The following is a 23,677-nucleotide window of genomic DNA, read 5'->3' on the forward strand; positions in this document are numbered from 1 at the left end:
ATTACTTCTCAAAAAACCCTTCTCCTCTTTCGTCTTTGAGGATTAAGTGTTTTAGAAACTCCTTCGCTTTAAAGAGACGACTTTTGACTGTTCCTACATTCGTTTCCATAATTTCGGCAATCTCGTTGTAGGAAAGATTTTCGAAATAACGGAGTTCTAAAACTTGTTTGTAGGAATCTTCCAACTGGCCAATCTTATCCATTAGATAACTTGACTCTTCAGAAAGTTCTAATTTTTTTTCATAACCCATTCGATCGTCTACAAATTGGTTATCCCCGGAATCATCCATGGGTTTTTCTTTGCCGCGTTTGCGTTTTGCGAGCAAATCCTTCGACTTATTGACTACAATCCGGTAAAGCCAGGTATAAACTCCTGCTTCTGCGCGAAAATTCTGAATCGAACGATAGCCGGAAATCAATGCTTCCTGAACGATATCTTCCGCATCATCGGAGTCTTTGACCATGGAAACTGCCTTACGGAACAGCCTCTCCCGAAAAGGAGAAACAAGTGTCATGTAGGCGGTAGGGTCCCCCGATTTGATCTTTTGGAGAAGGATTTTTTCCTTATCCCGGAGGGTCATATTTTTGCCTTCTAATGGACGTGGCATTGGAGCAAGTATTGTTTTGGCGTTAAATAATTCAATGTTTTTAGGGACAGAGAAAGCCATCTTACCTCTGCTTTTGCAAACTTTCTAAATCCTATGGAACATTTTTTCCAAATCATAACGGGTAAGTTTGATGAGAGTAGGACGGCCGTGAGGACAAAGAGAAGGATTTTCGCAATAGGAAAGCCTTTGCAATAACTCTGCAATGATCTGATCGGAAATCTGATCTCCTTTTTTCACTGCAGAACGACAAGCCACGCATTTTGCCATCTCATCGTATAACTCGGATTCATCCTTGTCCGCTTTTCGTTCGAAAAAATCAAGAATGGTTTCCTGTTCTTTTCCGGGATCGATATAACTGGGAACTTCCCGGACGAGGATTGTTCCTCCCGAAAAAGGTTCGAGAAGTATCCCCAGTTTTTCCAAAGACTCACTGTGTTTCAGCGCGTCTTCCGCCTCCTCTTTTGTCATCTCGATCCGAATCGGAGTCAAAAGAGGTTGTGCCTTATATGCTTTTTGTTTTAGATCGCGAAGCACTTCTTCATAACGAATCCGTTCATGAGCTGTATGTTGGTCTATGATATAAAGTCCGTCTTCCGCTTCGGCCAGGATAAATGTTTCGAAAATAATTCCGTAATGTTTTTTAGGAACGAAGGAATTGTGTTTTTTAGGATTGTCGCTTAACTGAAATAAGTTGATCCCCGGTTCCACTCCTTCCAAAGAATAATGGGATCGAAACGGCAAAGTGGAAGGAAGTCCTAGACCAGGGCTTTCTCCGGCTCCGGTTGCAAATCCAAAACTCTGCCTGTTTTCCTCAGCCCTTTCATAAGGAATCGGCATGGAAAGTCGGCGACGCATTTCCAAAAACTCTACAGGAGTGGAAGAACGTAAAACATTCTGGATCCCTTGGAAGAGTAGCCCCGTAATTGTTTCTTCCGACAAGAAACGAACTTCTTTTTTCTGAGGATGCACATTTACATCCAGATGTTCAGGGGGAATTGTAAAAAATAAAAACGCGTAAGGATGTGCTCCCGAAGGTAACAACTCTCCGTAACATTTTTTTAAAATTTGAGAGCTGAACTTAAGTTCTACGGGACGTTTGTTCACATAGAAATACTGTCCCGTTCTATTGGATTTGTAAAAATCCGGATGAGAGATCCAACCTTCCAGGACAACTCCGTTTCTTTCTATACGAACGGGGAGTAGATGGTCTCTTAGGTTTTCACCGAATACGGAAAGCACTCTTTCGAAGTGGGATTCTTTCGAAACATTCAAAACCTCTTTTCCGTTTTGCACATAACGAAAACCGATCGACGGTTCTGCGAGAGCCGTGACTTGCACCCTGTTTCTGTTTTTTTTCTCCTCACCGATCTCGGATTTGAGAAATTTGCGGCGAACGGGAGTGTTGTAAAACAAATCCCTGATTTCGATTTTAGTTCCCCTGAAATGAGGAATCATTTCCTTTTCTTTAATCTTTCCGTCTTCCACATGAACCCGAAAAGCAGTTCTACCTTCCCCTATACCGCTATCAACGGTTAAATGGGAAACGGAAGCGATCGAAGCGAGCGCTTCTCCGCGAAATCCGAATGTGTATACATTTTCCAGATCCCGGAAACTTTGAATTTTGGAAGTCGCATAACGCTGAACTGCCAAAGGCAAATCCTCTTCGGAAATTCCATGCCCGTCATCGGAAACTATGATTTTACTGAGACCCGCATTTTCCGTGAGGATCTCAATTTTCTCTGCTCCTGCATCGATTGAATTTTCGAGTAGTTCTTTGAGGATGGAATGAGAGGATTCGATCACTTCTCCTGCGGCGATCTGATTGATCAAGTCCGCAGAAAGAGTTTTGATTATGCCCATATATACAAGCTAAGAATTCGGGCGTGCTTGGTCAAATTAACAGTTTTGGCAACGACCGATGATATTGATGTCTACGTGTTCCACTTCAAATCCAAGATGCTGGAATTCCAAGTTGGGAAGAGTGACCGATGGAATATCCATCACCATTCCACAAGAACGGCAAATCAGATGGGAGTGTTTGTCCAGGAATGCATCGTAACGAACGGAGTCGGATTCGATATTGAGTTTATTTACCATTCCATTATCCACTAGATATTCCAAAGAATTGTAAACGGTAGCAAAACTGATTCGGTCTGCTTTCGAACGTACCGATTCGAAAACCATCTTTGCCGTAGGATGGTCTTTTCTCTCCATTAGGTCCTGGAGCACAAGTTCTCGGTGTTTTGTCAGAGTTTTCATGAAGTCTAATTTCCTCTTCGGCCCTACTATAGATTAGAATGGTTCCCGTCAAAAATGGTCAAATTGATTTTCTTTTTCAGAATGATTCCAAATCCTGTAAATTTAGAACTAGGAGACGACAAAGAATGGCAGTTTCTTCCGAAAAATTTAAAAAAGCATTATCTCTTTGGGCAAGTGGCGTTTCCGTAATTTGTTACGAATCAAAGGCAAAAAAAGGCGGAATTACGGTTTCCAGCTTTAGTTCCGTTTCCCTGGATCCCCCTTTGGTACTCTTTTGTTTGGACAAAAATAGTCCTGCAAAAGAGGCAATCGAGTCCGCAAATGCATTTTCGGTGAATATTCTCAGTTCGGAACAAAAACAAATTTCCGCTGATTTTGCCTCTAGTTCCCTGGACAAAGAAGAAGTTTTAGCAGGTCAAAACCCAATTCGCCTGGTCACCGGTGCTCCCGTTCTGAACGGGACCTTAGCCTCCCTGGATTGTTCTTTGTTTCAAATTTTAGATTCAGGCGACCATTGGATCATGATCGGACATGTGGAAGACAGCAATTCAAACGAAAATGCTCCCCTGCTTTATTTTAACCGAAACTATCATACGATTTAAGGAAATCTCTTACGAATGGAAAAAGATTCTGTAACACTGAAGGACGCCAAAGAACACGGGTTAACCGAAGATGAATTCAATCAAATTCAAAATATTTTAGGAAGAGTTCCCAATTCAACAGAGCTTGGAATTTTTTCCGCCATGTGGTCGGAGCATTGTTCTTATAAAAACTCCATTCTGAAACTGAAAACACTTCCCACAAAATCGGACAAACTACTCGCTGCGGCGGGAGAGGAAAACGCGGGAGCCATGGACATTGGAGACGGACTTGCAGTTGTTTTTAAAATAGAAAGTCACAATCACCCGACCGCAGTAGAACCTTACCAAGGTGCTGCAACCGGTGTGGGCGGAATCATGAGAGATATCTTCACCATGGGTGCAAGACCGATCACCTCCCTCAACTCACTCAGGTTTGGTGAACCATCTGAGCCTCGCAATAAATATCTGCTTTCCCGCGCAGTCAAAGGAATCGGAGATTACGGAAATGCTTTGGGAATTGCCGTGGGAGGAGGAGAATTATTCATCCACCCTACTTTCACAAAAAATCCTCTTGTCAATGCGATGACCGTGGGAATCGCCAAACACGACCAGATGGCGTCCGCGTCCACAAGCGGAAAGGTAGGACACAAAGTATATATCGTAGGCGCAACCACAGGACGCGACGGAATTCACGGAGCATCTTTTGCTTCCAAAGATTTGTCCAAAGAATCGGAAGAGAAAAGATCCGCAGTACAAGTGGGAGATCCGTTTATGGAAAAACTTTTAATGGAAGCTTCTCTCGAAGCCATCCAAAAGAAAGTGCTCGTCGGTATCCAGGATATGGGTGCAGCGGGAATTTCCTGCGCCACTTCCGAAATGAGTGCCAAAGGCAAAACAGGAATGGATGTGGATCTGGACAAAGTTCCTCTCCGCGAATCGGGGATGAACGCTTACGAGATCATGTTGTCCGAGTCCCAGGAACGGATGTTAGTGGTTCCCGTGGAAGGCAAAGAAAAGGAACTGAGTGAAATTTTTCATAAGTGGGGACTTGCTTCCGTAGAAATCGGAACGGTCACCGGAGACGGAATGATCCGTATCAGAAAGGACGGAAAATTAAAAGCGGAAATCCCGGCGGAATCGCTTGTTCTCGGTGGCGGTGCTCCCAGATACGTACGGGAAGAAAAAAGACCAGCTTACCTGGATCAGGTGCAATCTTTTTCAGAATCTTCCATTCCCGAGATTTCCCTGGACGGGGCGCATTCTTATTTACCTAAGTTTTTGGCTTCCTGGAATTTATCCTCTCGTAGGCCCATATACGAACAATATGATACCGAAGTGGGGCTGGTAAAAGTAGTTGCTCCCGGTGAAGACGGAGGACTTGTACGTATTCCTGAAACGAAAAAAGGGATTGCCGTAGCAACAGATTGTAACTCCCGTTATACTTACCTCGATCCATATCAGGGAGCGGCATGGGCGGTTTGTGAATCGGCCAGAAATGTAGCCTCTACCGGTGCAACTCCCTACGGAGTGACAAACAATCTCAATTTCGGAAATCCTTATATTCCTGAAAATTATTATGTATTCAGCGAATGTGTAAGAGGACTGGGAGATGCGTGTCGTTACTTGGGTTTGCCGGTGACAGGAGGAAATGTTTCGTTCTATAATGAATCTCCCGAAGGTCCTGTTTTCCCAACACCTACCATCGGTATGGTGGGGCTCATCGACGACGTATCCCGGGGGCTTCATACTTATCCGAAGGTTTCCGACAAGTCGGGTTTATCCCTTTTCCTAGTAGGGCACTTCGATCCTAGCATCGCAGGATCGGAGTATCTTTCCGTATTTCACAAACAAGACACCGGAAAAATTCCAAACTTTTCATTGGAAAAAGAAAAAAATACAATCGATACTTTGCTGTCCCTTCATAAAGCCGGAGTGATTGCTTCCGCAAAAGATTTATCATTGGGTGGAATCCTTGTGGCGCTTGCAAAGATCGCAATCCAAGGAAACATCGGATTGAATGTAGATCTTTCTTCCCTGCAAGCCGTTACGAAACGAATCGATTCACTTCTGTTTGGTGAAACAGGTTCAAGTTTCATCGTCTCCGCAAAAACGACAGACGGACCGAAAATCAAAGATGAATTTGCCAAAAAAGGTTTGAGCTCCTATTCAATCGGAAATTTTTCCAAAGAGGGTGAATTGAATCTGACTTTGAAAGAAGGCAAATCGAATTGGAAGATCACAGACATTGCTTTCCGATTTGAAGAAGGACTAGCGGGAACATTTAGCTAGTACAAGTTTGTCGGGAGGGAACGAACCTTCCCTTCTGCAAATCAATCCTCCTTTTCATCGGAGGCAAAAAGGCGAACTTTTTTAAATAATTTTGAGTGAAAAAACGGGATCGCTTTACAGAATACAGGCGGCGTGGTAAAGGAAGCCATTGGGTGGCGGGTGGTTAACCCCACCCAATATAGGGCGGGGATACTAAAGATTCGCGCGCAAAAAAACCTCTACTTCTTACTCTTCACTTTCCCCGAATATTTTTCACTAAAACTCACCACTCCGGAATGAATATCATACATAGCGCCGTAGAGACCGACCCGTTCGGATTGAACCAAACTTCGGATGAGTGGGCTTTGATCCATAATGTCCTGCATACTTTTTTTTGTATTGAGTAGAGCCACTTTATTCACAAAATCATCGTTATTTGCAGTTCGATTCAGCTTAATCGATTTTTCCTGTGCTATGACCGGTTGGATTTTCTTAAGCAGTATGGGAAGTTTTCCTATTTTAACATCGGAACAAGCTCCTTTGATGGCACCGCAACCCGTATGCCCCAATACTAGTATGAGCTTGGTTCCGACCACCTGACACGCGTATTCGATGCTCGCCAAAATATCAGGATTCACAACATTTCCTGCCACCCGAATGCTAAAAAGATCCCCCAGCCCCATATCAAACACAAGTTCTACGGAAGTCCGGGAGTCCATGCAACTCAGCACTACGGCAAGAGGATTTTGTCCTTCGGAAGTAAGGTTCATCTGATGCAGAAGATCTTTTTCAATCCGATTTCCGGATACAAACCTGCCGTTCCCGTCCTTTAAAATCCGGAGGATCTCTTCCGGCGCAATGGATTTTTGTAATTCGGATGTGACAACATCTACTTTTTGATAATGATCGATAAAACTGTAATTTTCTTTGAATCCGACCAAATTGACTTCTATGTTTTTTTCGGGAGCAACCGTTTCCGCAAAATCCTTAATCATCTCGATGATGTCAGGGTCCACATACTCGGCGGAATAAGCATCCAAGGTAACACTTGATCCGTTAGGAAATTCATAGAGTTTGTTTCTTAAGAAGGGTTTGTTCAAAAAAGTCGCTTCTTCCGAAAGACGAATCCTAGTTGTGATTTTATTATAACGCCTCTCTTCAATGATTTGAAATGCATTCTTCATATTGTTTCTCAAAATAAAGAAGAAACCTATCGTGATACCGATGGTAATCCCGATCAGAAGATCCGTAAAAACAATCGAAATGATTGTCACAAGAAAAGGGTAAAACTGGTTATTTCCCTTCTTAAACATATTCCGAAACAATGAAACACTTGCTAGTTTATAACCGGTTACAATCAAAATGGCGGCAAGTGCGGAAAGAGGAATTCGATTCAGGATTTTCGGGAAAAATGCGACAACCAGTAAGATTAAAATTCCATGAATAAAGGAAGTGAATTTCGTTTGTCCGCCTGCTTGAATCCCTACGCTTCCCCGAACAATGACAGAAGTCAAAGGAAGTCCTCCCAAAAGTCCGGAAATGATATTTCCTCCTCCTTGTGCCAATAATTCTCTGTTTGGTGGAGTATGCCTTTTGTGTTGGTCCAGTTTATCTACGGCTTCGATATTTAACAATGTTTCCAAAGAAGCGACTATGGCAAGTATCGCAGCAGTAATATAAATTTTATAATTTGTTATTTGGGAAAAATCGGGAAATTTGAAATACCCGAAAAAATCATTCAGATTGGAACTGATCGGAACGTTTACCAAATGAGATCCGCTTGCAGGAAAAAATGAAATTTTTTCCAGGAAATAATTCAAAGCCAAAGCATAAAGAATGATCGTAAAAAAAGGAGGAATCAGATTCCCTTTTTTTCTTCTGGTCAGATAAAACAAAAGAAGTAAGGAACTCACTCCGATGAGAAGCGATCCGATCTGATATCCGTTTGCCGCATTCAATAATTCGGAAAAAGTATTTTCATTATCCGATTGGAAAAAGGCGAAATCCCCTTCCGTATCCTTGTCAAAACCGACCAAGTGAGGAATCTGCTTCAAAATCAGAATAATACCGATCGCCGCCATGAGTCCGTGAATCACACTCGAAGGAAAATAATTGGCAACAACACCTAACCGAAGTAACCCGGCGAATATCTGCAGAATACCTGCAAAAAAAACCGCCAAGGCGAATGCTTCATAAGAACCGAGCCTTGCTATCCCGCTAAAAACAACCGCGGTAAGACCGGCAGCAGGGCCACTGATACTAGTATGGGATTTGCTGACTAGAGAAACAAAAATCCCTCCGATAATCCCACCGATCAATCCTGAAAACAAAGGGGCTCCGGAGGCCAAAGCAATTCCCAAACAAAGAGGAACGGCGACAAGAAAAACCACCGCTCCCGCAATTAAATCATCTTTTAGAGAAAAATTTTTCATATTTTACAATTCCACTTTTTTAGACATCAAAAGATAGACACCATCGGCTGTAAGAAAAGTCTAATTTTCAATGTAGTCGGAGAAAATTGAGTTCTATTTTATAAAAATAGGATATAGTCTCAAGCTAGATACCGTTTATAATTTTCAAGCTCAGGTAAACTTATGCTTCTTAAGAAAGCAGTTAGAATTCTTACTATTTTCATTCTTTTTGCCCACGTCGGTTATTGCAAGGTTTATAAAGGCAACGATGGATCAGGCGTATTTACATTGATCCCAAGCGAACGATGGCTATATGGGAACGCATCCGCAGTCTTTTTATTCGATAAAGAAAAAAAATTAGATATAAATAAGGCCTCTCTTCTTCCCGAGTCGGAATGGATTCACTCCAAACACAATACTGCATTCGGAATTTTGGAAACAACTCTTTGGTATCGTTTGGATGTAAAAACAAATACCGACATCGAAAACTGGGTGCTCTCTTTGGACACTCCGTCCATGTCAAGAATCGAATTTTACGTTCAAGATCCGATTACGAATACTTACACAAAAAAACTGGGAGGAAGAAAAGTTCCTCTGGAAGAACTCGCCTATCCCAACAGGTATCCTGTTTTTCCTTTTTTTCTGCCAAAGGGGAAAACGGTCCGATTGTTCTTGAAAGTGGAAACGGAATCTGCCACCTTACTTCCGTTACGCTTTTTTACGAATAAGGATTTCGATAAGTTCGACAGACTCACCAGTTTTATTTCCGGCTCCTATTACGGTGCAATGGTGCTATTGCTTATGTACAATCTGGTCTTGTTCTTTTCCACTAAAGACCGGTTGTTTTTATTTTACTGCATCTACCTGTTTTGTTTTGCCTTCTTTATCTTCAATAGCAACAACCAATGGTTGCCTCTGGTGGATTTTTCACAAAACATGTTTATCATAATGTTAGGTCCTGTTTTTTCGTTATTATCCACGATTGCAGCGACCATTTTTACATGGGTGTTTTTATTTCCTGAAAAAGAAAGTACCAGAATAAAAAAATTATTAAAATTTTCCATACTGATGGACACACTTGCCCTTTTGTCATTGTCCTTCCTATCCATAGTCGATCATATCCGGGTCGCAAATATAGTTCCCATGTTCGGAATTATTGTCATAACGATCGCTGCAATCCTCAGATTCAAAGAGGGATTTATAGGTGCGAAATACTTTCTGATAGCCTGGTCCTTTCTAATCGTCAGCGTATTATTATTCATATTGATGAATTTGGGTTTTATCGATTACTCCAGTTTTATTTCCTATAGTCCGATGTACGGAAGTCTGTTCGAAGGAGTTTTCTTGAGTTTGGGTATAGGAGACAGAATCAACCGGCTCAAAAAAGAAAGAGAGGAAGCAAGACAGGCGTTACTCGAATCCCAAAAAAGAGCTTTGGAAGAGGAAAAAAGAATCAATCTTTCCATTTCAAGATTTGTTCCCAATCAATTTCTGGAAATCCTGAAACGAAAATCAATACTCGAAGTTATGCGGGGAGATTCGGTGGAAAGGGAGATGACGATTCTTTTTTCCGACATTCGCAATTTCACAAGATTGTCCGAATCCAATCATGCAAGAGATGTGTTTTTGCTTCTGAACGAATACATGGAAAGGCTTGGCCCCGCCATTGCCAAACACGGAGGATTCATCGATAAATACATCGGTGATGCGATCATGGCACTTTTTCCGGGAGGGCCTGCGAATGCGATACACGCATCCATTGCCATGAAAAAGGAAGTGGACGAAATGAGGCACCACCTAACAGGTGAATTTCAACTGGAAGCCGGCTTTGGAATCCATCACGGAAGTGTAATGCTCGGAACCGTAGGCGAATCAAACAGGTTGGATACGACTGTAATCGGAGATACGGTGAATCTTGCATCCAGATTGGAAGGCCTGACTAAAAATTTCGGAATCCCCATTTTGGCGAGCGATAGCGTTAGAAAAAACATAGATGAAAACGACGATCTTCAATTCAGGGAAATTGATTCCGTTATCGTAAAAGGCAAAACCAAACCCGTCGTAATTTATGAAGTATTGGATGCTGATTCTCATGAAATCAGAGAAGCAAAGAACAGCAGTTATCCTGTATTTTACCAGGGGATGCATCATTATAAAATGCGGAATTTCAAAACATCTCTCGAATTATTTCAAGAATGCATTTCCGCCTGTCCGGAAGACAATGCCGCACATTCCTACGCAAAAAGAGCCAAGGAATTTTTAGAAAACCCTCCTCCCGATGATTGGAGCGGATTTCTAAAATTATAACCAGTGAAAATATCGGAAAAATATTGACTCGGATCAAATTCAGTTTTTGATCTCAATAAAATCCAATTGCCAAACATAATAAAAAAGGAAACGAAAGCAGAACAAATGAATCCTATCCTAAAATATTTTTTTATCCTAGTCCTGATCTTTTCATCGGGATTCTTTTCCGAAGGGAACGCCGTTTCTCCCAAACATACAAAAAATGAAATCCTTTATTCTCATGTTTTATCCTCTCTTCGCATGAGAAAGGAAGCGTCCGACAAATCCGATGTTGTCCAAAGTATTTCCTACGGGGAAAAATTAAAACTACTGGAAGTGAGCGGCAAGGCCGGGAAATTTTCAGGAATCCAAGGCTATTGGATCAAGGTGGATTCAGGAACTAATACTGGTTATGTGTTCGACGGTTTCTTAAGTAAATTGAGAACCCCTTCCGACTCCGACGAAAGCAGCATCTTTACTTATGCTAAATCAGTGGGTGCGAACATAGGAAAAACTTCTTCCAAAGACGGATCTTCCGTAACAAAGATCGTTTTCAAAGATACAACTCCCGAAGAAATATTTCTGGTATTGAAAGGCCTTGAGAAAAAATACATTTCCCCGTTATCTTTGCCCGATGAAAAATCTTTTATCAAAGTTCCCGAAGAAAATGCCGAATCCAGCGAAGTAACCCTCAAAGTAAAAAGAGATAAGAACGGTTATGCGAACTCCATTCTAATCGATATAGTTTGGGTCGAGTCGAGCGGTTCGGAGAGTTTTTTTATAGAAAAAAAATCGGACCAAGTATCTCTCACAGTGACATTGAACGAACCCTAACAAAAAGAAAGATTTTTGCGGATTTAAAAAGCGAAAGATCAGTTTTTAATTACTGTTAACTTGCATAAATCCGCAAGATCGAAAATATTTTTGGGCAGAGGTTTCTTTTCCACTTTTGCGAGTTTTCCGAGAAACCCTCCCCCATCTTCGCTTAAATCGTAAAGACATTCGCGTGTAGGCTCGTTCTGTTTCAATTCTTCCGTCTTTTTCGTAAGAGATACAAACCCGTTTTGCGAATTAGGAAAGGTAAATTCCTTTCTTTCGAGAGATGTTTTCGTTTTTACATTCACTTTTTCATATAACAACTTCAAATCGGAATGAGAAAGAATGAGGATTGTAAAGATAATCAGGTATTCGGACATTTCGTAACCCCTCGAAAGACCTAGTGTCTCCGGAAAAATCATTTTAATCGAGCTTTTTATTTGAAACTTTTTAAACTTGTAGAAGAAATAGAAAAGATTCCAGTTAGGTTACGGAGGGCAAAATGAATAAATTTTATCAGAACAAAGTGGTATGGATTACCGGTGCTTCGTCCGGAATAGGGGAAGCCTTGGTACAAGAATTGGCGCAAACAGGTGCTAAGATCGTACTTTCCGCACGGAGAAAGGAAGAACTGGAAAGAGTAGCCAAAGAAAACAAACTAACAAGCGATAATAGCTTAATCCTTCCCTTGGACTTGGAAAATTATAAGGATTTCGATAAAGACGTAAAAAAAGTGATTCAAAAATTCGGAACTATCGACGTTCTGATAGGAAACGGCGGAATCAGCCAAAGATCGCTTGCCCATGAAACGGGAATGGTAATTTACGAATCTCTGATGAAGGTGAATTACTTCGGCAATATAGCACTCACTCTCGCAGTATTACCTTGGATGAGAGAAAAAAAGACCGGTTGGATTTCCACCATTTCCAGCGTAGCGGGAAAATTCGGCGTTCCTCTTCGCACTGGTTATTCCGCCACCAAATCGGCATTAACTGGTTTCTATGAAGCTTTACGTGCGGAAAACCGAAATGAAAATATCAAAGTCACATTGATTTATCCCGGCTTTATCAGAACCCAAATTTCAAAGAACGCTTTGACCAAAGAAAATAAAAAACAAGGTGTTACGGATGAAGCGATTGAAAAAGGTCTAGATCCTAATTTATGCGCCCGAGAGATCTTGGAAGGAATTGCTTCTGAAAAATTGGAAGTAGTGATCGCCGGTTTGAAAGAAAAATTGGGAATCTTCCTGCACAAACATTTTCCAAAGTTTTTTGCAGGATTCATCGCAAAAACAAAAGTAACCTGATTTTTACATAAAACGGAAGAGCGCGTGTCCCGAAAGGCACGAACTCTTTCCATTATTTACTTTACATATTTATACGTAACATATATATAGTATATGTATGACCACCGCCATTCTCAATTTGCGAGAAGAAGAAATGGACGCCCCCATTGTAAAATGGGAGAGAAACGGGATCGCCATGCTCACCGGAATCAGGGACCAAGGGGTCTATCGTTTGGCATTGCATTGGGAGTTCGTATTTGCGGTTTCCGGATTTTCCGTTTTCAATCTGGACTGTGCGATTTGTTTCAATCCGTTTCGGATTACAAACGAAACAAGAAAATATTCCATAGCACCGGAGCCGATACTCGAAAAAATCTTCGTACAAAGGGCATTCACTCCTTATCAGATTTTGGATTCGTTGCATTCCATCACCAAACAAAGAAATACCGATATGGTTTACTTTTTACTGGCGCCGTGCAAACAGTTTTTCGATGCAGATGTGGCAGACGACGAAGGATTATTCTTACTAAAGAAGATGGTGGACGTCTTAGAAGAAATCAGATCTTTGAAAATCCCAACACTCGTAGTCGAATCCATCAGTTATAAACATAAAAATTTCCAAACCATATTTCCCAAACTGATGGAAACATCGGAAAACTTTTGGGAATTGCAAATTCAAAACGGACTTTCCCGCATCAAAACGAGAAAGAGTCCCTTGCTGAGGTAGTATGGGCAGAACGGTCATCCCCTATTCCAGGCAGATCCAACAAATAGAAAGCAACCTAATTGAATTTAGGCGAGGACTTCGCAAAAAAGACCAAGAGGTATTTGACGAGTTGATCCGGGATGCCAAATTGCAAGTGCAAGCGGGAGTTATGGCATCTTCTCCCTATCCGGTCGATTCCATGTTACTCACCATGGTGATTCAATTGAAAAAAGAAGTCTCCTTTTTAAAAACCGAAATAGAGAAATGCAAGGAAAACAAAAAAGAGGTTTCTTTGGAAAGACATTGAGGACAGGTCTATGAATCCATCAAACGAAGTTTTACAGGTAGAAGGATTTTTATTCGATGTTTATCATATAGAAGACCGGATTTATCTTTGGATGAAAGATTATGCGGGAAAGAGTATACTGTTTTATGATTTTTACCAACCTGTGATTTATGCGGACGGCCCTCCTGAAATATTAAAAAAATTGGTTCATCGTTTGTATGAATTGTCCGCTCTCGCGGAAAAACCTTATTTCGAAGAAAAAAGATTGTTTTATCAAAACCGATTAACAAATGTATTGCGAATTACTTTATCAAAACCCTCCATTCTCCCTACAATCACAAGAAAGCTTTATGCATTGTACGGAAAATTCGACATATATCATTCCGATATCGATCTACCCATCAGCTATATGGTTGAAAAAAAGATATTTCCGCTTTGCAAATTGATTCTTACTTACAAGGAAACCGCTTCCGGAAAACAGATTTTAAACATCAATCCATTGACATATCCCACCGATTTGGAATACGAAATACCAAATCTGAAAACACTGACACTCTCTCTTCTGAAAAGCCACCGCATCCCGATCGTTTCCAATTCGCTGATTGTAAATGATGAACATGAATTGTCCACCAAAGACCCATATACGTTATTAACAAGGCTGAACCAAATACTCATAGAAGAAGACCCGGATATCATTTTATCCGGTTTCGGAGATCAGATTATATTTCCTTATCTTTTTTTCACCTCACAAAAGCTAAAGTATATGCCCGCCTTCGATCGTGATAAAACAGCGCCCATCCGGAGACAGATCCAAACCAAAGGAACAAGTTTCAGCACATACGGAACCATAGTTTACCGGGCACCTTCCTATCCTCTGTTCGGAAGATGGCATATAGATTCCCAAAACAGCTTTGTCCATAAAGAAGCGGAACTTTACGGAATCTATGAATTGGCAAGGATATCAAGACTTCCCATCCAAAAAATGGCACGTGCGTCGACGGGAAAGGCCCTCACTTATATAGAAATCGATGTGGCACTTCGGATGGGGTATTTGGTGCCCTGGCAAAAAAGCGCGGTTGAAGCTCCGAAGACAGCCTTACAACTGCTCAATGCCGATCGCGGAGGTCTGGTTTTTCAACCGGATATATACAAAGGTTATGTTTGGGAAAACGTAGCGCAATTGGACTTTGCTCAAATGTATCCGAGTATTATGGTACTTCATAACATTTCTCCCGAATGCGTAAATTGTCTATGTTGCAAAGATGATCCGGATGTTCCGCAAGTGCCCAAGTTGGATTATAAAATTTGCGACAAACGAAGAGGTGTAGTTTCCATCGCCCTGGAACATATATTGGAACGCAGATCCTATTATAAAAAAATGAAAAAAGAAACCACCGGAGACAGGTCTCTTTCCTATGACAGAAAACAATCCAGCTTAAAATGGATGTTAGTCACTTCTTTCGGTTATCTCGGCTATCGTAATGCGAAGTTCGGGAGATTGGAAAGCCACGAAAGTGTAAATGCATTCGGTCGGGAAAAATTACTTACCGCAAAAGAAGTGGCGGAAGAAAGAGGATATATTCTGGTTCACGCCATTACGGATAGTATATTCATCCAAAAGGAAAACGCAAAACCATTCACAAAACAGGAATTAGATGATTTGTCAAAGGAAGTCGAAGTCCGCACAAAAATCAAAATGGATACGGACGGAGTTTATACTTGGTTGTTATTCCCACCCTCTTCGCAAGATGCAAATATGCCTGTAGCCAATCGTTATATGGGAAGATTTTCCTCGGGAGAATTGAAATCCAGAGGAATCGGTTCCAGAAGAAAAGACCTGCCTCAGTTTATTACCAATGCGCAAGCAGAAATGGTGAAATGGATGGCGACAAAAACAACAATCAAAGAATTAAAAGATGCGGAAGACGAAATTTTATACATATACCAAACGCATGATGATATGCTGAAGGCTGGACTAGTTCCCTGGAGAAAATTACTCATGCGAAGATCCACGTCCAAAGTCTTAAACGAATATGAAGTGCACGGACCAAGCGCCATCTCCCTTCTACAGTTGGAAGATTTGGGAATGCAAGTGGAAGCGGGAGAAAAAATCCATTACCTGGTTGTCAAAAGCAAAGCCAAGGTAAGCGAAACTCGTTATGCGGTGAAGGAATTACTGGAATTAAAAAGGGAAGGAAAAACAATCCATTGGGACACAAATTATTACCGAAAACTTTTAGCCTCATCATTTCGGGAAATATGGGCACCCTTCGCCTCTTTTAGCGATTTCAATTCTTTAAAAGAAGACCAAATGCTTTTGCCTTTTGCTTAGATAAAATTATCTTTACACACAAGAAAACACTGTTCAGGATTGGCCATGCCCATCCAAAAAACAATCACTCTCCGCACTCATACCTTCGATTTGGATTGGAATCGTCATGTCACAAGCCGCACCTATGAAAAGTTCGGTTACGATGCAAGATTTTCCATTCTGGAAGATTTGGGGTATTCCGTTCATAAATGTTTGGAAGAAGAAATTCAATATATTTCGCATTCCACATTTGTAAGATTTTTGGGACAACAATTTGCAAATTCGGACATACAAGTAGTTACCGAACTTTCCCGGGATAAAGACGGATTACTTTACTGGAAACAAAACCTAATTGATGCAAACGGCAAACCTGCCTGTGAACTTTATACAACTTCCTACCTTCAATCCAAAGATGGAACCAAACTGATATTAGACGTTCCTCTTTTGGAAGAAAATTGGAAAGTGTCAAGTATTCACAAAAGACCGGAAGGGCAATTTACATTGGAACATCATTGGCCCATTCCTTTCAGTGACATGAATTGTTTTTGGAATCTACCCTCGGATTCCATCTGGAAAATATTCGAAGAAGGCCGATTTCTTTTCTTCCGCGAAGTCATCGACCTTTCTTTGATCAAAGCCACGGATACATCCACTTTTTTTATGGGAGGAGAAATACAAATAAGCGAACTCCCCTCTCCCGGTTCCAAAATCACATTGCATAGTTGGATCGAATCTTTCGAGAAGATTAGGTTTTATTTTCGTCAGGACATAGTCGGCGAAGATGGTAAGGTTTTGGTAAGTATGAAAGACGAACAGTTGTTTGTTGCCCTTTCCGCATCCAGACCCAAAAAAGCTCCGCCGGAATTTATCTCAAAAGTGGAAAGATTCATAGAAAAAAAATGAATCCGATCGACAGTAACTATTTACGAAAGGATCGCCTCGGTAACAAACCCGAGGTGATCCGAATCAATCAACAAATCACAAAGGAAAAACATCCGGAAGTAGACGCAAAACTTCCTTTCACTTTACTTCAATCTTAAGAGAGAAGCACCCAAACAGTAATTTGCGATCGCAAGACCTATATGAAATAAATCCACGTTCAAAATCGGTCCGGTAGAACCTTTTGTTCCGATCACAAGTCCTGCAAGGATAAACAAAACCGCTCCGATTAAACCGTAAACCGCACTTGTTTTTTCCTTCGTTATCTTACGAATACAAACAAAAATCACAAGCAACATGGATATTCCCCCGAGAATCGTAGACAAAAGAGGGAAAGAGACAAAGTAACCAAACACTATATAGATGACAAATAAAATTCCGGTGATCAGAAACAGTTGATTGCGATCCAATTTGCGGATTCCCAAATGAAAGTAGGCAACACCGATGAGTGTAACGCCCACATAACCGGACAGTCCTACAAAAAAACGATAGATCGGATCCAGAGTCGTAATCCCCAAAAAGTGAATGCTGCCCAACCCAGCGGAAATTCCGATGATAGCAAATGCATAGGTCCCTGCGAAACCTGATACGGAAGACAAACGGTTCAACCGGAAAGCGGCATACAAAGAAACGATGCTTAGAAAAAAATCGGAAAAGAATGTACTAAGTTGCATGGGATTTCAGTATAGAAAGTAAAATAAAATAGCAATCCTTTCTTACTGGATTTTGAAACTAAAAAACGGGTTGAAACCAGGTATTTTGCAACAAATCCATTTCAAATCAAGTGTTTTGCAATAAATCGGTTTCTTCCTCCGTAAGCTCACGATATTTACCTACGGAAAGAGAGGGATCCAAACGAATCGCCCCCATTTTTTCCCTTTTTAAATAAGACACTTCCTTTCCTAGCATAACAAACATTCTACGAATTTGACGAAACTTTCCTTCCTTGATATACACTCTTCCTTTCGAAACTTCTCCCGATTCCAGAATTTCCAGTTTGGCCGGCATGGACTTGTAACCGTCTTCCAATACGATCCCTTTTTCAAAGGAAACCGAATCATCTTCGGTCAATTTACCGTTCACCTCAACGTAGTATTCTTTTTCCACATGGTGTTTGGGGGAAGTATAATGATGACCAAATTTCCCGTTTGTAGTGAATATAAGAAGTCCTTCCGTTTCCTTATCCAATCTTCCTACGGGAAACAAATTCATATTTCTATGCCTTTCCGATAAATAATCCATCACTGTTTTTTCTTTGGAATCTTCCGTTGCAGTGATACAATCGGGAGCCTTGTTCATCATAAAATAATAATGTTCTTTTCTATTTAAAATTTCGTCTTTGTATTGAATTTTATCGGCAAGGGATACATTCACCGAAGGATCACGAACGACCACGTCATTTACTTTTACAAGTTTGTCACGAACAAGTCGCTTAACATCCGTTCTTGACCCAATCCCTAAGTGAGAAAGCACTTTGTCCAATCGTTCCGTTTTCATAATTTACTATCTTCCCAAGACTATACAAATCCAAAGCCCTCAAAATAAGACCAAAAAAATTGTTTTCTAAATTCAAATCCATGAGTCTAATCCTCATATGTGGGTTCATTTGATTATAGCCGTTTTGGCTGCCTATCTTGCATTTCCCCCCGTTTCCGGGAGTGAAATTCAATCAGGGCCTTCCCAGCTAAAAATCAACGAGCAAATCACATATCAATTAGGAAATGTCCCGGAAGGAGAAATCTACAGACCGAGCCTGGATTTGACCGGATTTTCCGATTCGAGCCACAATTCGCAAAAAGCTCCGAATCTACACCTGAATGAATCTTCCTATTCTTCCCGTAGAAAACATTCGATTTCCAGTTTTTTTCGCCCGCTAAGTACCATACGACTACTTACCTAAAATCCATAAGTATCCCACTCGTTTACTTATTATATTTTAGGAGATATTTATGCGTACTTTATTCACTTATATCGTTGCTTCTTCCATCATCAGTGCTCCTGCGGAAGAAAAATTATTCGAACGTTTGGACCAAATACAAAGAGACTTGTATTTCGGAAAGTCGGATCAAATGATTCATACAAAAGGTATTTATCATTTAATCCAAAACCTGGAATCCAGTTCCTTGGATTCCCAAAACGTTTTAGCAAAGGCCTGGAGATATATCGCTCTATTGGAAAATGCGTTGAGTCGCAAAGAACAAGAACAATATCTCTCCGAAACATGTCTTATTTTAAAAGACCTGGCGGCAAATTTCAGATATGCGGCATACATATGCCCTGTCACAAATAAGATTTGGATTACAAAAGCAAACATTGCGAACAATCCGTATCTACAAAAAAAAGATTCAGGAAAAAGAATCAGTTAATTTTTATTGAGGTTAGATGGAATTCCAAATCAATATATTCGCTCTCTCCAGTTTAATCATAGTTAGTATCGGACTATTGAGAGTATCTACAAAGTTCGGGATTCCTTCCCTACTCATCTTTCTTTCCATAGGAATGCTTGCAGGATCGGACGGGATCCTGGGCATTCCTTTTACGGACGCGGATCTTGCCCAAAAAGTAGGTTCCGTTGCATTGGCTTTCATATTATTCTCAGGCGGACTGGAAACGGACTGGTCTAAGGTGCGTCCTATTCTGGGAAAAGGTATTTCCCTCGGAACCATCGGGGTACTGTTGACTTGTCTGATCGTGGGAACGTTTACCGTTTACGTATTGAATTTTCCTCCTGTCGTGGGATATTTATTAGGTGCTATCGTTTCCTCAACCGATGCGGCGGCAGTCTTCAATGTTTTGCGAACGAGCAATACAGGGATGAAAAAAGAACTTACATCCTTACTCGAATTCGAATCGGGAAGTAACGACCCTTTGGCGGTCTTATTAACAACGACGATCTTAGGATTCGTCGGTTCCGGCTCACCTACCGTAGCAAGCATAGCGAAGGAAATTTTCCAACAGTTCAGTCTTGGAATCATTTCGGGAGTGATTTTCGGATACGTAATCTATCGCGGGATGAACCGGATCAAATTGGATTATGAAGGATTGTATCCCGTTTTACTTTCCGCCTCCATCCTATTCGTTTATTCCGCAACGGAACTTGTGGGAGGAAACCCGTTCCTTGCAGTATACATTGCAGGAATGATATTGGGAAACAGATCGTTCGTCCACAAAAGATCTAACGTCCGTTTTATGGATGGGATCGCATGGCTTATGCAGATCATCATGTTCCTTACCTTGGGATTACTTGTATTTCCATCCAAAATTCCTGCCGTAATAGGAATCGGTTTCGCATTCTCTCTTTTTATTATGATCATTGCAAGACCACTTGCAGTATTCCTTACGCTTATCGGAACAAAAATTCCCTGGAAGGAAAAGGCACTTATCTCCTGGGTCGGACTTAGAGGAGCGGCTCCGATCATACTTGCCACATTTCCTTTTGCAAAACAATTACCCGAATCGGAAATGATATTCAATTTGGTATTTTTTACAGTAATCACATCCCTTCTTTTGCAAGGTGCAACCATACCATTCGTAGTACGTTTGTTAAAACTGGAAACTCCATTGGAACAGAGAGCTTCCTATCCTTTCGAATTTGAAAACAAAGAAACAAACGGAACACAACTTTTGGAATTTATCGTTCCCTACGGATCCGCATCCGTCGGAAAATTCGTATATGAACTGGACTTTCCCGAAAACTCTCTGATCACTTTGATATACCGCGGAGATTCCCATATCGTCCCTACGGGAAAAACGAAAATGGAAGACGGTGATGTTCTATTAGTACTTACACCTCCCGGTGCGGAGAACGAGATAAGAACCATTTTATCCAAGATGAAAGAAAAAAAAGAAACGATCAGTTCCTAAAATTGCGAATATAAATACAATAAAACAAAAGAGTGAGAAATGATAAATTTGCGAAGCACGATCCTAATTCTATATTTTTTACAGATAGGTTTCACATTAGTGATGAAATATCTATCTTATCAAGGTGATAATTCCCCTGAATTGCATGACAGAATTTTAAAATACTTTTCCGAAGCGGACATTCAAAACGGAATCGATTACGGCAGGCGGGGATTTTTCGCGTCAGTCCTTTCTCAAATCCTGGATTTTGTTCTTACCGGTTTGTTTGTTTTCACTCCTCTATCCAAACGGATCGAAGATTATCTAACGGCAAAAACAAAAGACAGATTCTATCTAACAGTTGTTTTATACTTCTTGATTTTTGCTTTTACAAAAGCGGTTCTTTCCCTGCCGTTCAGTTATTATTTCGGATTCGTTCTAGAGCACCAATTCGGTTTTTCCAAAATGAGTTTCATCGACTGGGTTGTCCGTACTTCGAAAACTTTGGCACTTACGATCGGAATAGGAATTTTACTGGGAGTGCTCGCGGTATTTATCCTGAAACAATTTAGAAAAACTTGGAAACTGATTCTTCCTATCGGATCTCTTCTACTTAGTCTGTTATTTACGATTTTATTTCCCATCCTGATCACACCCTTATTCTACGATTACAAACCGATCGAAGAAGGAAGTCTGAAAAATAAAATCGTAGCCTTATGTGATTTGGCAAAGATCAAAGTGGACAAGGTTTATGTGATAAACGAAAGCAAGTATTCGGGACACACTAACGCGTATTTTACCGGATTCGGAGACAATCGTAAAATATTTTTATACGATACTTTGATTCAAAATCATACGGAAGAGGAAGTAGTAAGTGTTCTGGGACACGAGATCGGGCATTGGTCGCACAATCACCAGTTGAAAGATATCGCCTTAAGTACAATTGAAACTACCCTTCTTTGTTTTCTTTTGGGTTTTTTATTTCTGAAAGCAAAAGAAGAAAACAGCATCCATTTAAAGGAAATTCATTCTCCCTCAAGCATTCCTTTTTTGTTTTTACTGATCTCAATTATCAGTTCTTTTTCCTCTCCCGTTTGGAACTCACTCAGTCGCTTTCAGGAGAAGGAAGCCGACTTGGAAGCACTTGTTCTGACTAAAGATAAGAGTTCATTCATCAGCACGGAAATCAAAATGGCAAGGGATAACAAATCGCGTCTCAACCCGAATCCATTGAACGTGTTTTTGTATCATTCTCATCCCACCACCCTCGAAAGGATCAGGATGGCGGAAGAATTTTAAGTTTTATGTGAGCCGGGCATATCATTTCTTTGAATGCCCATTTGTTCGGATCTTTCCAAACGAATCTTTGAATAATTCCTATCGGACTTGGGGTTTGCATATCGGTCCCAAGCTTCAATAGGAATGTTTCCACTCGCCGCAAGATCCTTAAGAAGATGGATCTCGTCCTCATCGGACCGGGAAAACAAGAAGGGATTCCGATATAAACCATTTAACTCAGGATAGTTGGAATCGTTTTTTGCGATCAAAGAGATCATTTCCATCCCGCGATGACCGATATAATCCAGAAAGCTGACACCGTAAGGGTCGATCTCATCCCCCGGATGTTTTTTTTCCAACATCCATTTCAACCAATCGTAACCATAGATAAAATCATGAATATAACGGAACTTAATCGAAGAATTTTTTCCGAATATGAAAAATATATTCAGAATCTTTTCGACCGTCAGATCCATTGACTGACGAAAACCTTGTTCGGAATAGGCCGAATTGCCGACTATTTTCATTATCATATAATCAAAGTCCCAAAAGATATTTTCTGGGAAATGATCTACAACGCTATCAACGATTTTATAAGTAATCTCAGCCGAATGTTTCCAATCTTGCTCATTCCCCAAGAGATCGGAAATTTGATTTCCAATCTCTTCGAAGCGAGTAACCTGATTTCTATTAGGACAAAGTGTACGCCTCGTCGGATATCTCAAATCAAGGAATCTGTCTATCTCGGAAAAAGGATTCATTTTAGAACCGATTGTTTGATTAAGATTAAGATTTCACAAAAGGAAATAATGCTCAATGTTCCCCAAATCGCTTTATGAATATGGTCTTTGTAGATTCTTTGACCTTCAAACCGGTTTGTACCCGCATTCTTACTTTTTTGCAAAACTTGAAACACATGATAAATCAAATACAAAATGGTAAAGATACATATCCAGAGAGATAAGACATCTTTCCACCAATAAGAACATATAATAAAATATAATACGGAGAAAACCAGCAAGAACTCAATGGCCTTTCGAACGGGTCTATTCCCGAATAACGTGACAAAGGTGAATTTACCACCTTCTTTATCACTCACCTCATCGCTTAGACCGCTGGCAAGTGCACTCGCCAAAGCAAACACTGTGGAAAGAATCAGAAATGAATAAAAATGAAATCCGAAGTAAAAATTCGACTGAAGATAAAAATGAAATACGGGTAACATAAATCCCACCCCGATCATTTCCAAAAACTCTCCTCCCCCCCGGTAGTTCAGTCGGATCGGTGGCAAGGAATACGCAGCAAAAACGAACACGCAAAGCAGGGAGAAACCGGTGGCATAAGGCTTATGCAGAAAATATTCCATCAATCCGGAAACAAGAACGCATAACAAAGCAGCAACGATTCCCATGATGAGAACGTTTTTCTTCGGCAATATATGATCCGGAATCGTTTTGGGAGAACAATCATCCGGAAACAATTTTCTTTTCATCGTATCAACATTGATGTCGGCAAAATCATTTAACAAAACGATATAAATCAAAAGGAAAACTGTGAAAGCAAAACCACCGATAAAAGAAACGGGATGAATCGAACCTTCGTTCAGCATCCCAAAGGTCTGACCGAAAAAAAAGGGGACGAGCAACTTGGGCCAACTCTTGATTTTTAAAGCATACAGCCAACGATCCAAGAGATTCATTTTGGAAATTTTTTCTACTAGGCTCAACTTAAACTTCTTTTGCTCTTAGGTATGTATGGATAATCGTTCATTAATCATGGACTCTGACCGGACAAGTTTACT

23 protein-coding genes are annotated in these 23,677 nt (G+C 40.7%); 14 read left to right on the top strand and 9 right to left on the bottom strand.

Annotated elements, in window-relative coordinates; all coding sequences use genetic code 11:
- Position 1: 1 nt before the first annotated feature.
- The 3 genes from DI077_RS11645 to DI077_RS11655 form a co-directional block, all read right to left on the bottom strand.
- Complete coding sequence (locus DI077_RS11645; protein WP_174705618.1) at positions 2 to 607, bottom strand: RNA polymerase sigma factor; 606 nt, start codon at positions 605 to 607, stop codon at positions 2 to 4.
- 84 nt (positions 608 to 691) lie between these two features.
- A complete protein-coding gene (gene mutL / locus DI077_RS11650) occupies positions 692 to 2,467 on the bottom strand; it encodes a DNA mismatch repair endonuclease MutL (protein WP_109019218.1) in 1,776 nt (591 codons plus the stop codon).
- Between the two features lie 36 nt (positions 2,468 to 2,503).
- Complete coding sequence (locus tag DI077_RS11655) at positions 2,504 to 2,866, bottom strand: Fur family transcriptional regulator (protein ID WP_109019217.1); 363 nt, start codon at positions 2,864 to 2,866, stop codon at positions 2,504 to 2,506.
- Between the two features lie 125 nt (positions 2,867 to 2,991).
- Between DI077_RS11655 and DI077_RS11660 the strand changes: the two genes are divergently transcribed.
- Both DI077_RS11660 and purL read left to right on the top strand, forming a co-directional pair.
- Positions 2,992 to 3,468 (top strand): flavin reductase family protein, encoded by a 477-nt coding sequence (locus DI077_RS11660; RefSeq protein ID WP_109019573.1) that lies wholly within the window; start codon positions 2,992 to 2,994, stop codon positions 3,466 to 3,468.
- A 15-nt stretch (positions 3,469 to 3,483) separates the two neighbouring features.
- Positions 3,484 to 5,736 carry a phosphoribosylformylglycinamidine synthase subunit PurL gene (gene purL, locus DI077_RS11665; RefSeq protein ID WP_109019216.1) on the top strand — a complete coding sequence of 751 codons (2,253 nt, stop codon included), beginning with the start codon at positions 3,484 to 3,486 and terminating at the stop codon, positions 5,734 to 5,736.
- Positions 5,737 to 5,954: 218 nt separating this feature from the next.
- Here the strand turns inward: purL and DI077_RS11670 are convergent, their stop codons facing one another.
- A complete protein-coding gene (locus DI077_RS11670; RefSeq protein ID WP_109019215.1) occupies positions 5,955 to 8,147 on the bottom strand; it encodes a bifunctional SulP family inorganic anion transporter/carbonic anhydrase in 2,193 nt (730 codons plus the stop codon).
- 162 nt (positions 8,148 to 8,309) lie between these two features.
- Between DI077_RS11670 and DI077_RS11675 the strand changes: the two genes are divergently transcribed.
- Positions 8,310 to 10,433, top strand: coding sequence for a 7TM diverse intracellular signaling domain-containing protein (locus DI077_RS11675; RefSeq protein ID WP_109019214.1), 2,124 nt, complete (start codon positions 8,310 to 8,312; stop codon positions 10,431 to 10,433).
- A 105-nt stretch (positions 10,434 to 10,538) separates the two neighbouring features.
- On the top strand, positions 10,539 to 11,246 hold the full coding sequence (locus tag DI077_RS11680; RefSeq protein WP_109019213.1) for an SH3 domain-containing protein: 708 nt from the start codon (positions 10,539 to 10,541) through the stop codon (positions 11,244 to 11,246).
- A 38-nt stretch (positions 11,247 to 11,284) separates the two neighbouring features.
- On the opposite strand, the gene DI077_RS11685 is transcribed toward DI077_RS11680, so the two are convergent.
- Positions 11,285 to 11,608 carry a hypothetical protein gene (locus DI077_RS11685; RefSeq protein ID WP_135354846.1) on the bottom strand — a complete coding sequence of 108 codons (324 nt, stop codon included), beginning with the start codon at positions 11,606 to 11,608 and terminating at the stop codon, positions 11,285 to 11,287.
- 122 nt (positions 11,609 to 11,730) lie between these two features.
- Between DI077_RS11685 and DI077_RS11690 the strand changes: the two genes are divergently transcribed.
- The 6 genes from DI077_RS11690 to DI077_RS11715 all read left to right on the top strand — a co-directional run bounded on the left by DI077_RS11690 (position 11,731) and on the right by DI077_RS11715 (position 16,856).
- A complete protein-coding gene (locus DI077_RS11690; RefSeq protein ID WP_109019211.1) occupies positions 11,731 to 12,534 on the top strand; it encodes an SDR family oxidoreductase in 804 nt (267 codons plus the stop codon).
- A gap of 133 nt (positions 12,535 to 12,667) precedes the next feature.
- On the top strand, positions 12,668 to 13,240 hold the full coding sequence (locus tag DI077_RS11695; protein WP_242935176.1) for a hypothetical protein: 573 nt from the start codon (positions 12,668 to 12,670) through the stop codon (positions 13,238 to 13,240).
- A gap of 1 nt (position 13,241) precedes the next feature.
- Positions 13,242 to 13,526: a DUF8156 family protein gene (locus DI077_RS11700; protein ID WP_109019209.1), complete on the top strand. Its 285-nt coding sequence runs from the start codon at positions 13,242 to 13,244 to the stop codon at positions 13,524 to 13,526.
- Positions 13,527 to 13,536: 10 nt separating this feature from the next.
- A complete protein-coding gene (locus DI077_RS11705; RefSeq protein WP_109019208.1) occupies positions 13,537 to 15,837 on the top strand; it encodes a DNA polymerase domain-containing protein in 2,301 nt (766 codons plus the stop codon).
- A 45-nt stretch (positions 15,838 to 15,882) separates the two neighbouring features.
- Complete coding sequence (locus DI077_RS11710) at positions 15,883 to 16,719, top strand: acyl-[acyl-carrier-protein] thioesterase (protein ID WP_242935177.1); 837 nt, start codon at positions 15,883 to 15,885, stop codon at positions 16,717 to 16,719.
- Positions 16,716 to 16,856, top strand: coding sequence for a hypothetical protein (locus DI077_RS11715; RefSeq protein ID WP_167837103.1), 141 nt, complete (start codon positions 16,716 to 16,718; stop codon positions 16,854 to 16,856). The genes DI077_RS11710 and DI077_RS11715 overlap by 4 nt, the downstream gene beginning before the upstream one ends.
- On the opposite strand, the gene DI077_RS11720 is transcribed toward DI077_RS11715, so the two are convergent.
- Together DI077_RS11720 and DI077_RS11725 are read right to left on the bottom strand one after the other, a co-directional pair.
- Complete coding sequence (locus tag DI077_RS11720) at positions 16,842 to 17,429, bottom strand: DUF6962 family protein (protein WP_109019206.1); 588 nt, start codon at positions 17,427 to 17,429, stop codon at positions 16,842 to 16,844. The genes DI077_RS11715 and DI077_RS11720 overlap by 15 nt on opposite strands.
- Positions 17,430 to 17,535: 106 nt before the next feature.
- The gene (locus DI077_RS11725) at positions 17,536 to 18,252 is read right to left on the bottom strand and encodes a pseudouridine synthase (protein WP_109019205.1); all 717 of its coding nucleotides are present in this window, start codon (positions 18,250 to 18,252) and stop codon (positions 17,536 to 17,538) included.
- Between the two features lie 97 nt (positions 18,253 to 18,349).
- On the opposite strand from DI077_RS11725, the gene DI077_RS11730 reads away from it, so the two are divergent.
- The 4 genes from DI077_RS11730 to DI077_RS11745 are packed head-to-tail and all read left to right on the top strand — an operon-like array spanning position 18,350 to position 21,897.
- Positions 18,350 to 18,655 (top strand): hypothetical protein, encoded by a 306-nt coding sequence (locus DI077_RS11730; protein ID WP_109019204.1) that lies wholly within the window; start codon positions 18,350 to 18,352, stop codon positions 18,653 to 18,655.
- Positions 18,656 to 18,704: 49 nt separating this feature from the next.
- On the top strand, positions 18,705 to 19,121 hold the full coding sequence (locus tag DI077_RS11735; RefSeq protein ID WP_109019203.1) for an LIC13259/LIC11441 family protein: 417 nt from the start codon (positions 18,705 to 18,707) through the stop codon (positions 19,119 to 19,121).
- Between the two features lie 16 nt (positions 19,122 to 19,137).
- Positions 19,138 to 20,619, top strand: a complete 1,482-nt coding sequence (locus tag DI077_RS11740; protein ID WP_109019202.1) for a potassium/proton antiporter — start codon at positions 19,138 to 19,140, stop codon at positions 20,617 to 20,619.
- A gap of 39 nt (positions 20,620 to 20,658) precedes the next feature.
- Positions 20,659 to 21,897, top strand: coding sequence for a M48 family metallopeptidase (locus DI077_RS11745; protein ID WP_278321635.1), 1,239 nt, complete (start codon positions 20,659 to 20,661; stop codon positions 21,895 to 21,897).
- Here the strand turns inward: DI077_RS11745 and DI077_RS11750 are convergent.
- Together DI077_RS11750 and DI077_RS11755 are read right to left on the bottom strand one after the other, a co-directional pair.
- Complete coding sequence (locus DI077_RS11750; RefSeq protein WP_109019201.1) at positions 21,894 to 22,637, bottom strand: hypothetical protein; 744 nt, start codon at positions 22,635 to 22,637, stop codon at positions 21,894 to 21,896. The two genes, DI077_RS11745 and DI077_RS11750, sit on opposite strands and share 4 nt — an antisense overlap.
- Positions 22,634 to 23,602 carry a prenyltransferase gene (locus DI077_RS11755; protein WP_109019200.1) on the bottom strand — a complete coding sequence of 323 codons (969 nt, stop codon included), beginning with the start codon at positions 23,600 to 23,602 and terminating at the stop codon, positions 22,634 to 22,636. The genes DI077_RS11750 and DI077_RS11755 overlap by 4 nt, the downstream gene beginning before the upstream one ends.
- Positions 23,603 to 23,677: the final 75 nt, after the last annotated feature.

The sequence above is a fragment of the Leptospira kobayashii genome, assembly GCF_003114835.2.
GTDB lineage: Bacteria > Spirochaetota > Leptospiria > Leptospirales > Leptospiraceae > Leptospira_A > Leptospira_A kobayashii.

Excerpts from the sequence above, each read along its gene's own strand:
- DI077_RS11645 (WP_174705618.1), bottom strand. The coding sequence starts at position 607 with ATGCCACGTCCATTAGAAGGCAAAAATATGACCCTCCGGGATAAGGAA.
- mutL (WP_109019218.1), bottom strand. The coding sequence starts at position 2,467 with ATGGGCATAATCAAAACTCTTTCTGCGGACTTGATCAATCAGATCGCC.
- DI077_RS11655 (WP_109019217.1), bottom strand. The coding sequence starts at position 2,866 with ATGAAAACTCTGACAAAACACCGAGAACTTGTGCTCCAGGACCTAATG.
- DI077_RS11660 (WP_109019573.1), top strand. The coding sequence starts at position 2,992 with ATGGCAGTTTCTTCCGAAAAATTTAAAAAAGCATTATCTCTTTGGGCA.
- purL (WP_109019216.1), top strand. The coding sequence starts at position 3,484 with ATGGAAAAAGATTCTGTAACACTGAAGGACGCCAAAGAACACGGGTTA.
- DI077_RS11670 (WP_109019215.1), bottom strand. The coding sequence starts at position 8,147 with ATGAAAAATTTTTCTCTAAAAGATGATTTAATTGCGGGAGCGGTGGTT.
- DI077_RS11675 (WP_109019214.1), top strand. The coding sequence starts at position 8,310 with ATGCTTCTTAAGAAAGCAGTTAGAATTCTTACTATTTTCATTCTTTTT.
- DI077_RS11680 (WP_109019213.1), top strand. The coding sequence starts at position 10,539 with ATGAATCCTATCCTAAAATATTTTTTTATCCTAGTCCTGATCTTTTCA.
- DI077_RS11685 (WP_135354846.1), bottom strand. The coding sequence starts at position 11,608 with ATGTCCGAATACCTGATTATCTTTACAATCCTCATTCTTTCTCATTCC.
- DI077_RS11690 (WP_109019211.1), top strand. The coding sequence starts at position 11,731 with ATGAATAAATTTTATCAGAACAAAGTGGTATGGATTACCGGTGCTTCG.
- DI077_RS11695 (WP_242935176.1), top strand. The coding sequence starts at position 12,668 with ATGGACGCCCCCATTGTAAAATGGGAGAGAAACGGGATCGCCATGCTC.
- DI077_RS11700 (WP_109019209.1), top strand. The coding sequence starts at position 13,242 with ATGGGCAGAACGGTCATCCCCTATTCCAGGCAGATCCAACAAATAGAA.
- DI077_RS11705 (WP_109019208.1), top strand. The coding sequence starts at position 13,537 with ATGAATCCATCAAACGAAGTTTTACAGGTAGAAGGATTTTTATTCGAT.
- DI077_RS11710 (WP_242935177.1), top strand. The coding sequence starts at position 15,883 with ATGCCCATCCAAAAAACAATCACTCTCCGCACTCATACCTTCGATTTG.
- DI077_RS11715 (WP_167837103.1), top strand. The coding sequence starts at position 16,716 with ATGAATCCGATCGACAGTAACTATTTACGAAAGGATCGCCTCGGTAAC.
- DI077_RS11720 (WP_109019206.1), bottom strand. The coding sequence starts at position 17,429 with ATGCAACTTAGTACATTCTTTTCCGATTTTTTTCTAAGCATCGTTTCT.
- DI077_RS11725 (WP_109019205.1), bottom strand. The coding sequence starts at position 18,252 with ATGAAAACGGAACGATTGGACAAAGTGCTTTCTCACTTAGGGATTGGG.
- DI077_RS11730 (WP_109019204.1), top strand. The coding sequence starts at position 18,350 with ATGTGGGTTCATTTGATTATAGCCGTTTTGGCTGCCTATCTTGCATTT.
- DI077_RS11735 (WP_109019203.1), top strand. The coding sequence starts at position 18,705 with ATGCGTACTTTATTCACTTATATCGTTGCTTCTTCCATCATCAGTGCT.
- DI077_RS11740 (WP_109019202.1), top strand. The coding sequence starts at position 19,138 with ATGGAATTCCAAATCAATATATTCGCTCTCTCCAGTTTAATCATAGTT.
- DI077_RS11745 (WP_278321635.1), top strand. The coding sequence starts at position 20,659 with ATGATAAATTTGCGAAGCACGATCCTAATTCTATATTTTTTACAGATA.
- DI077_RS11750 (WP_109019201.1), bottom strand. The coding sequence starts at position 22,637 with ATGAATCCTTTTTCCGAGATAGACAGATTCCTTGATTTGAGATATCCG.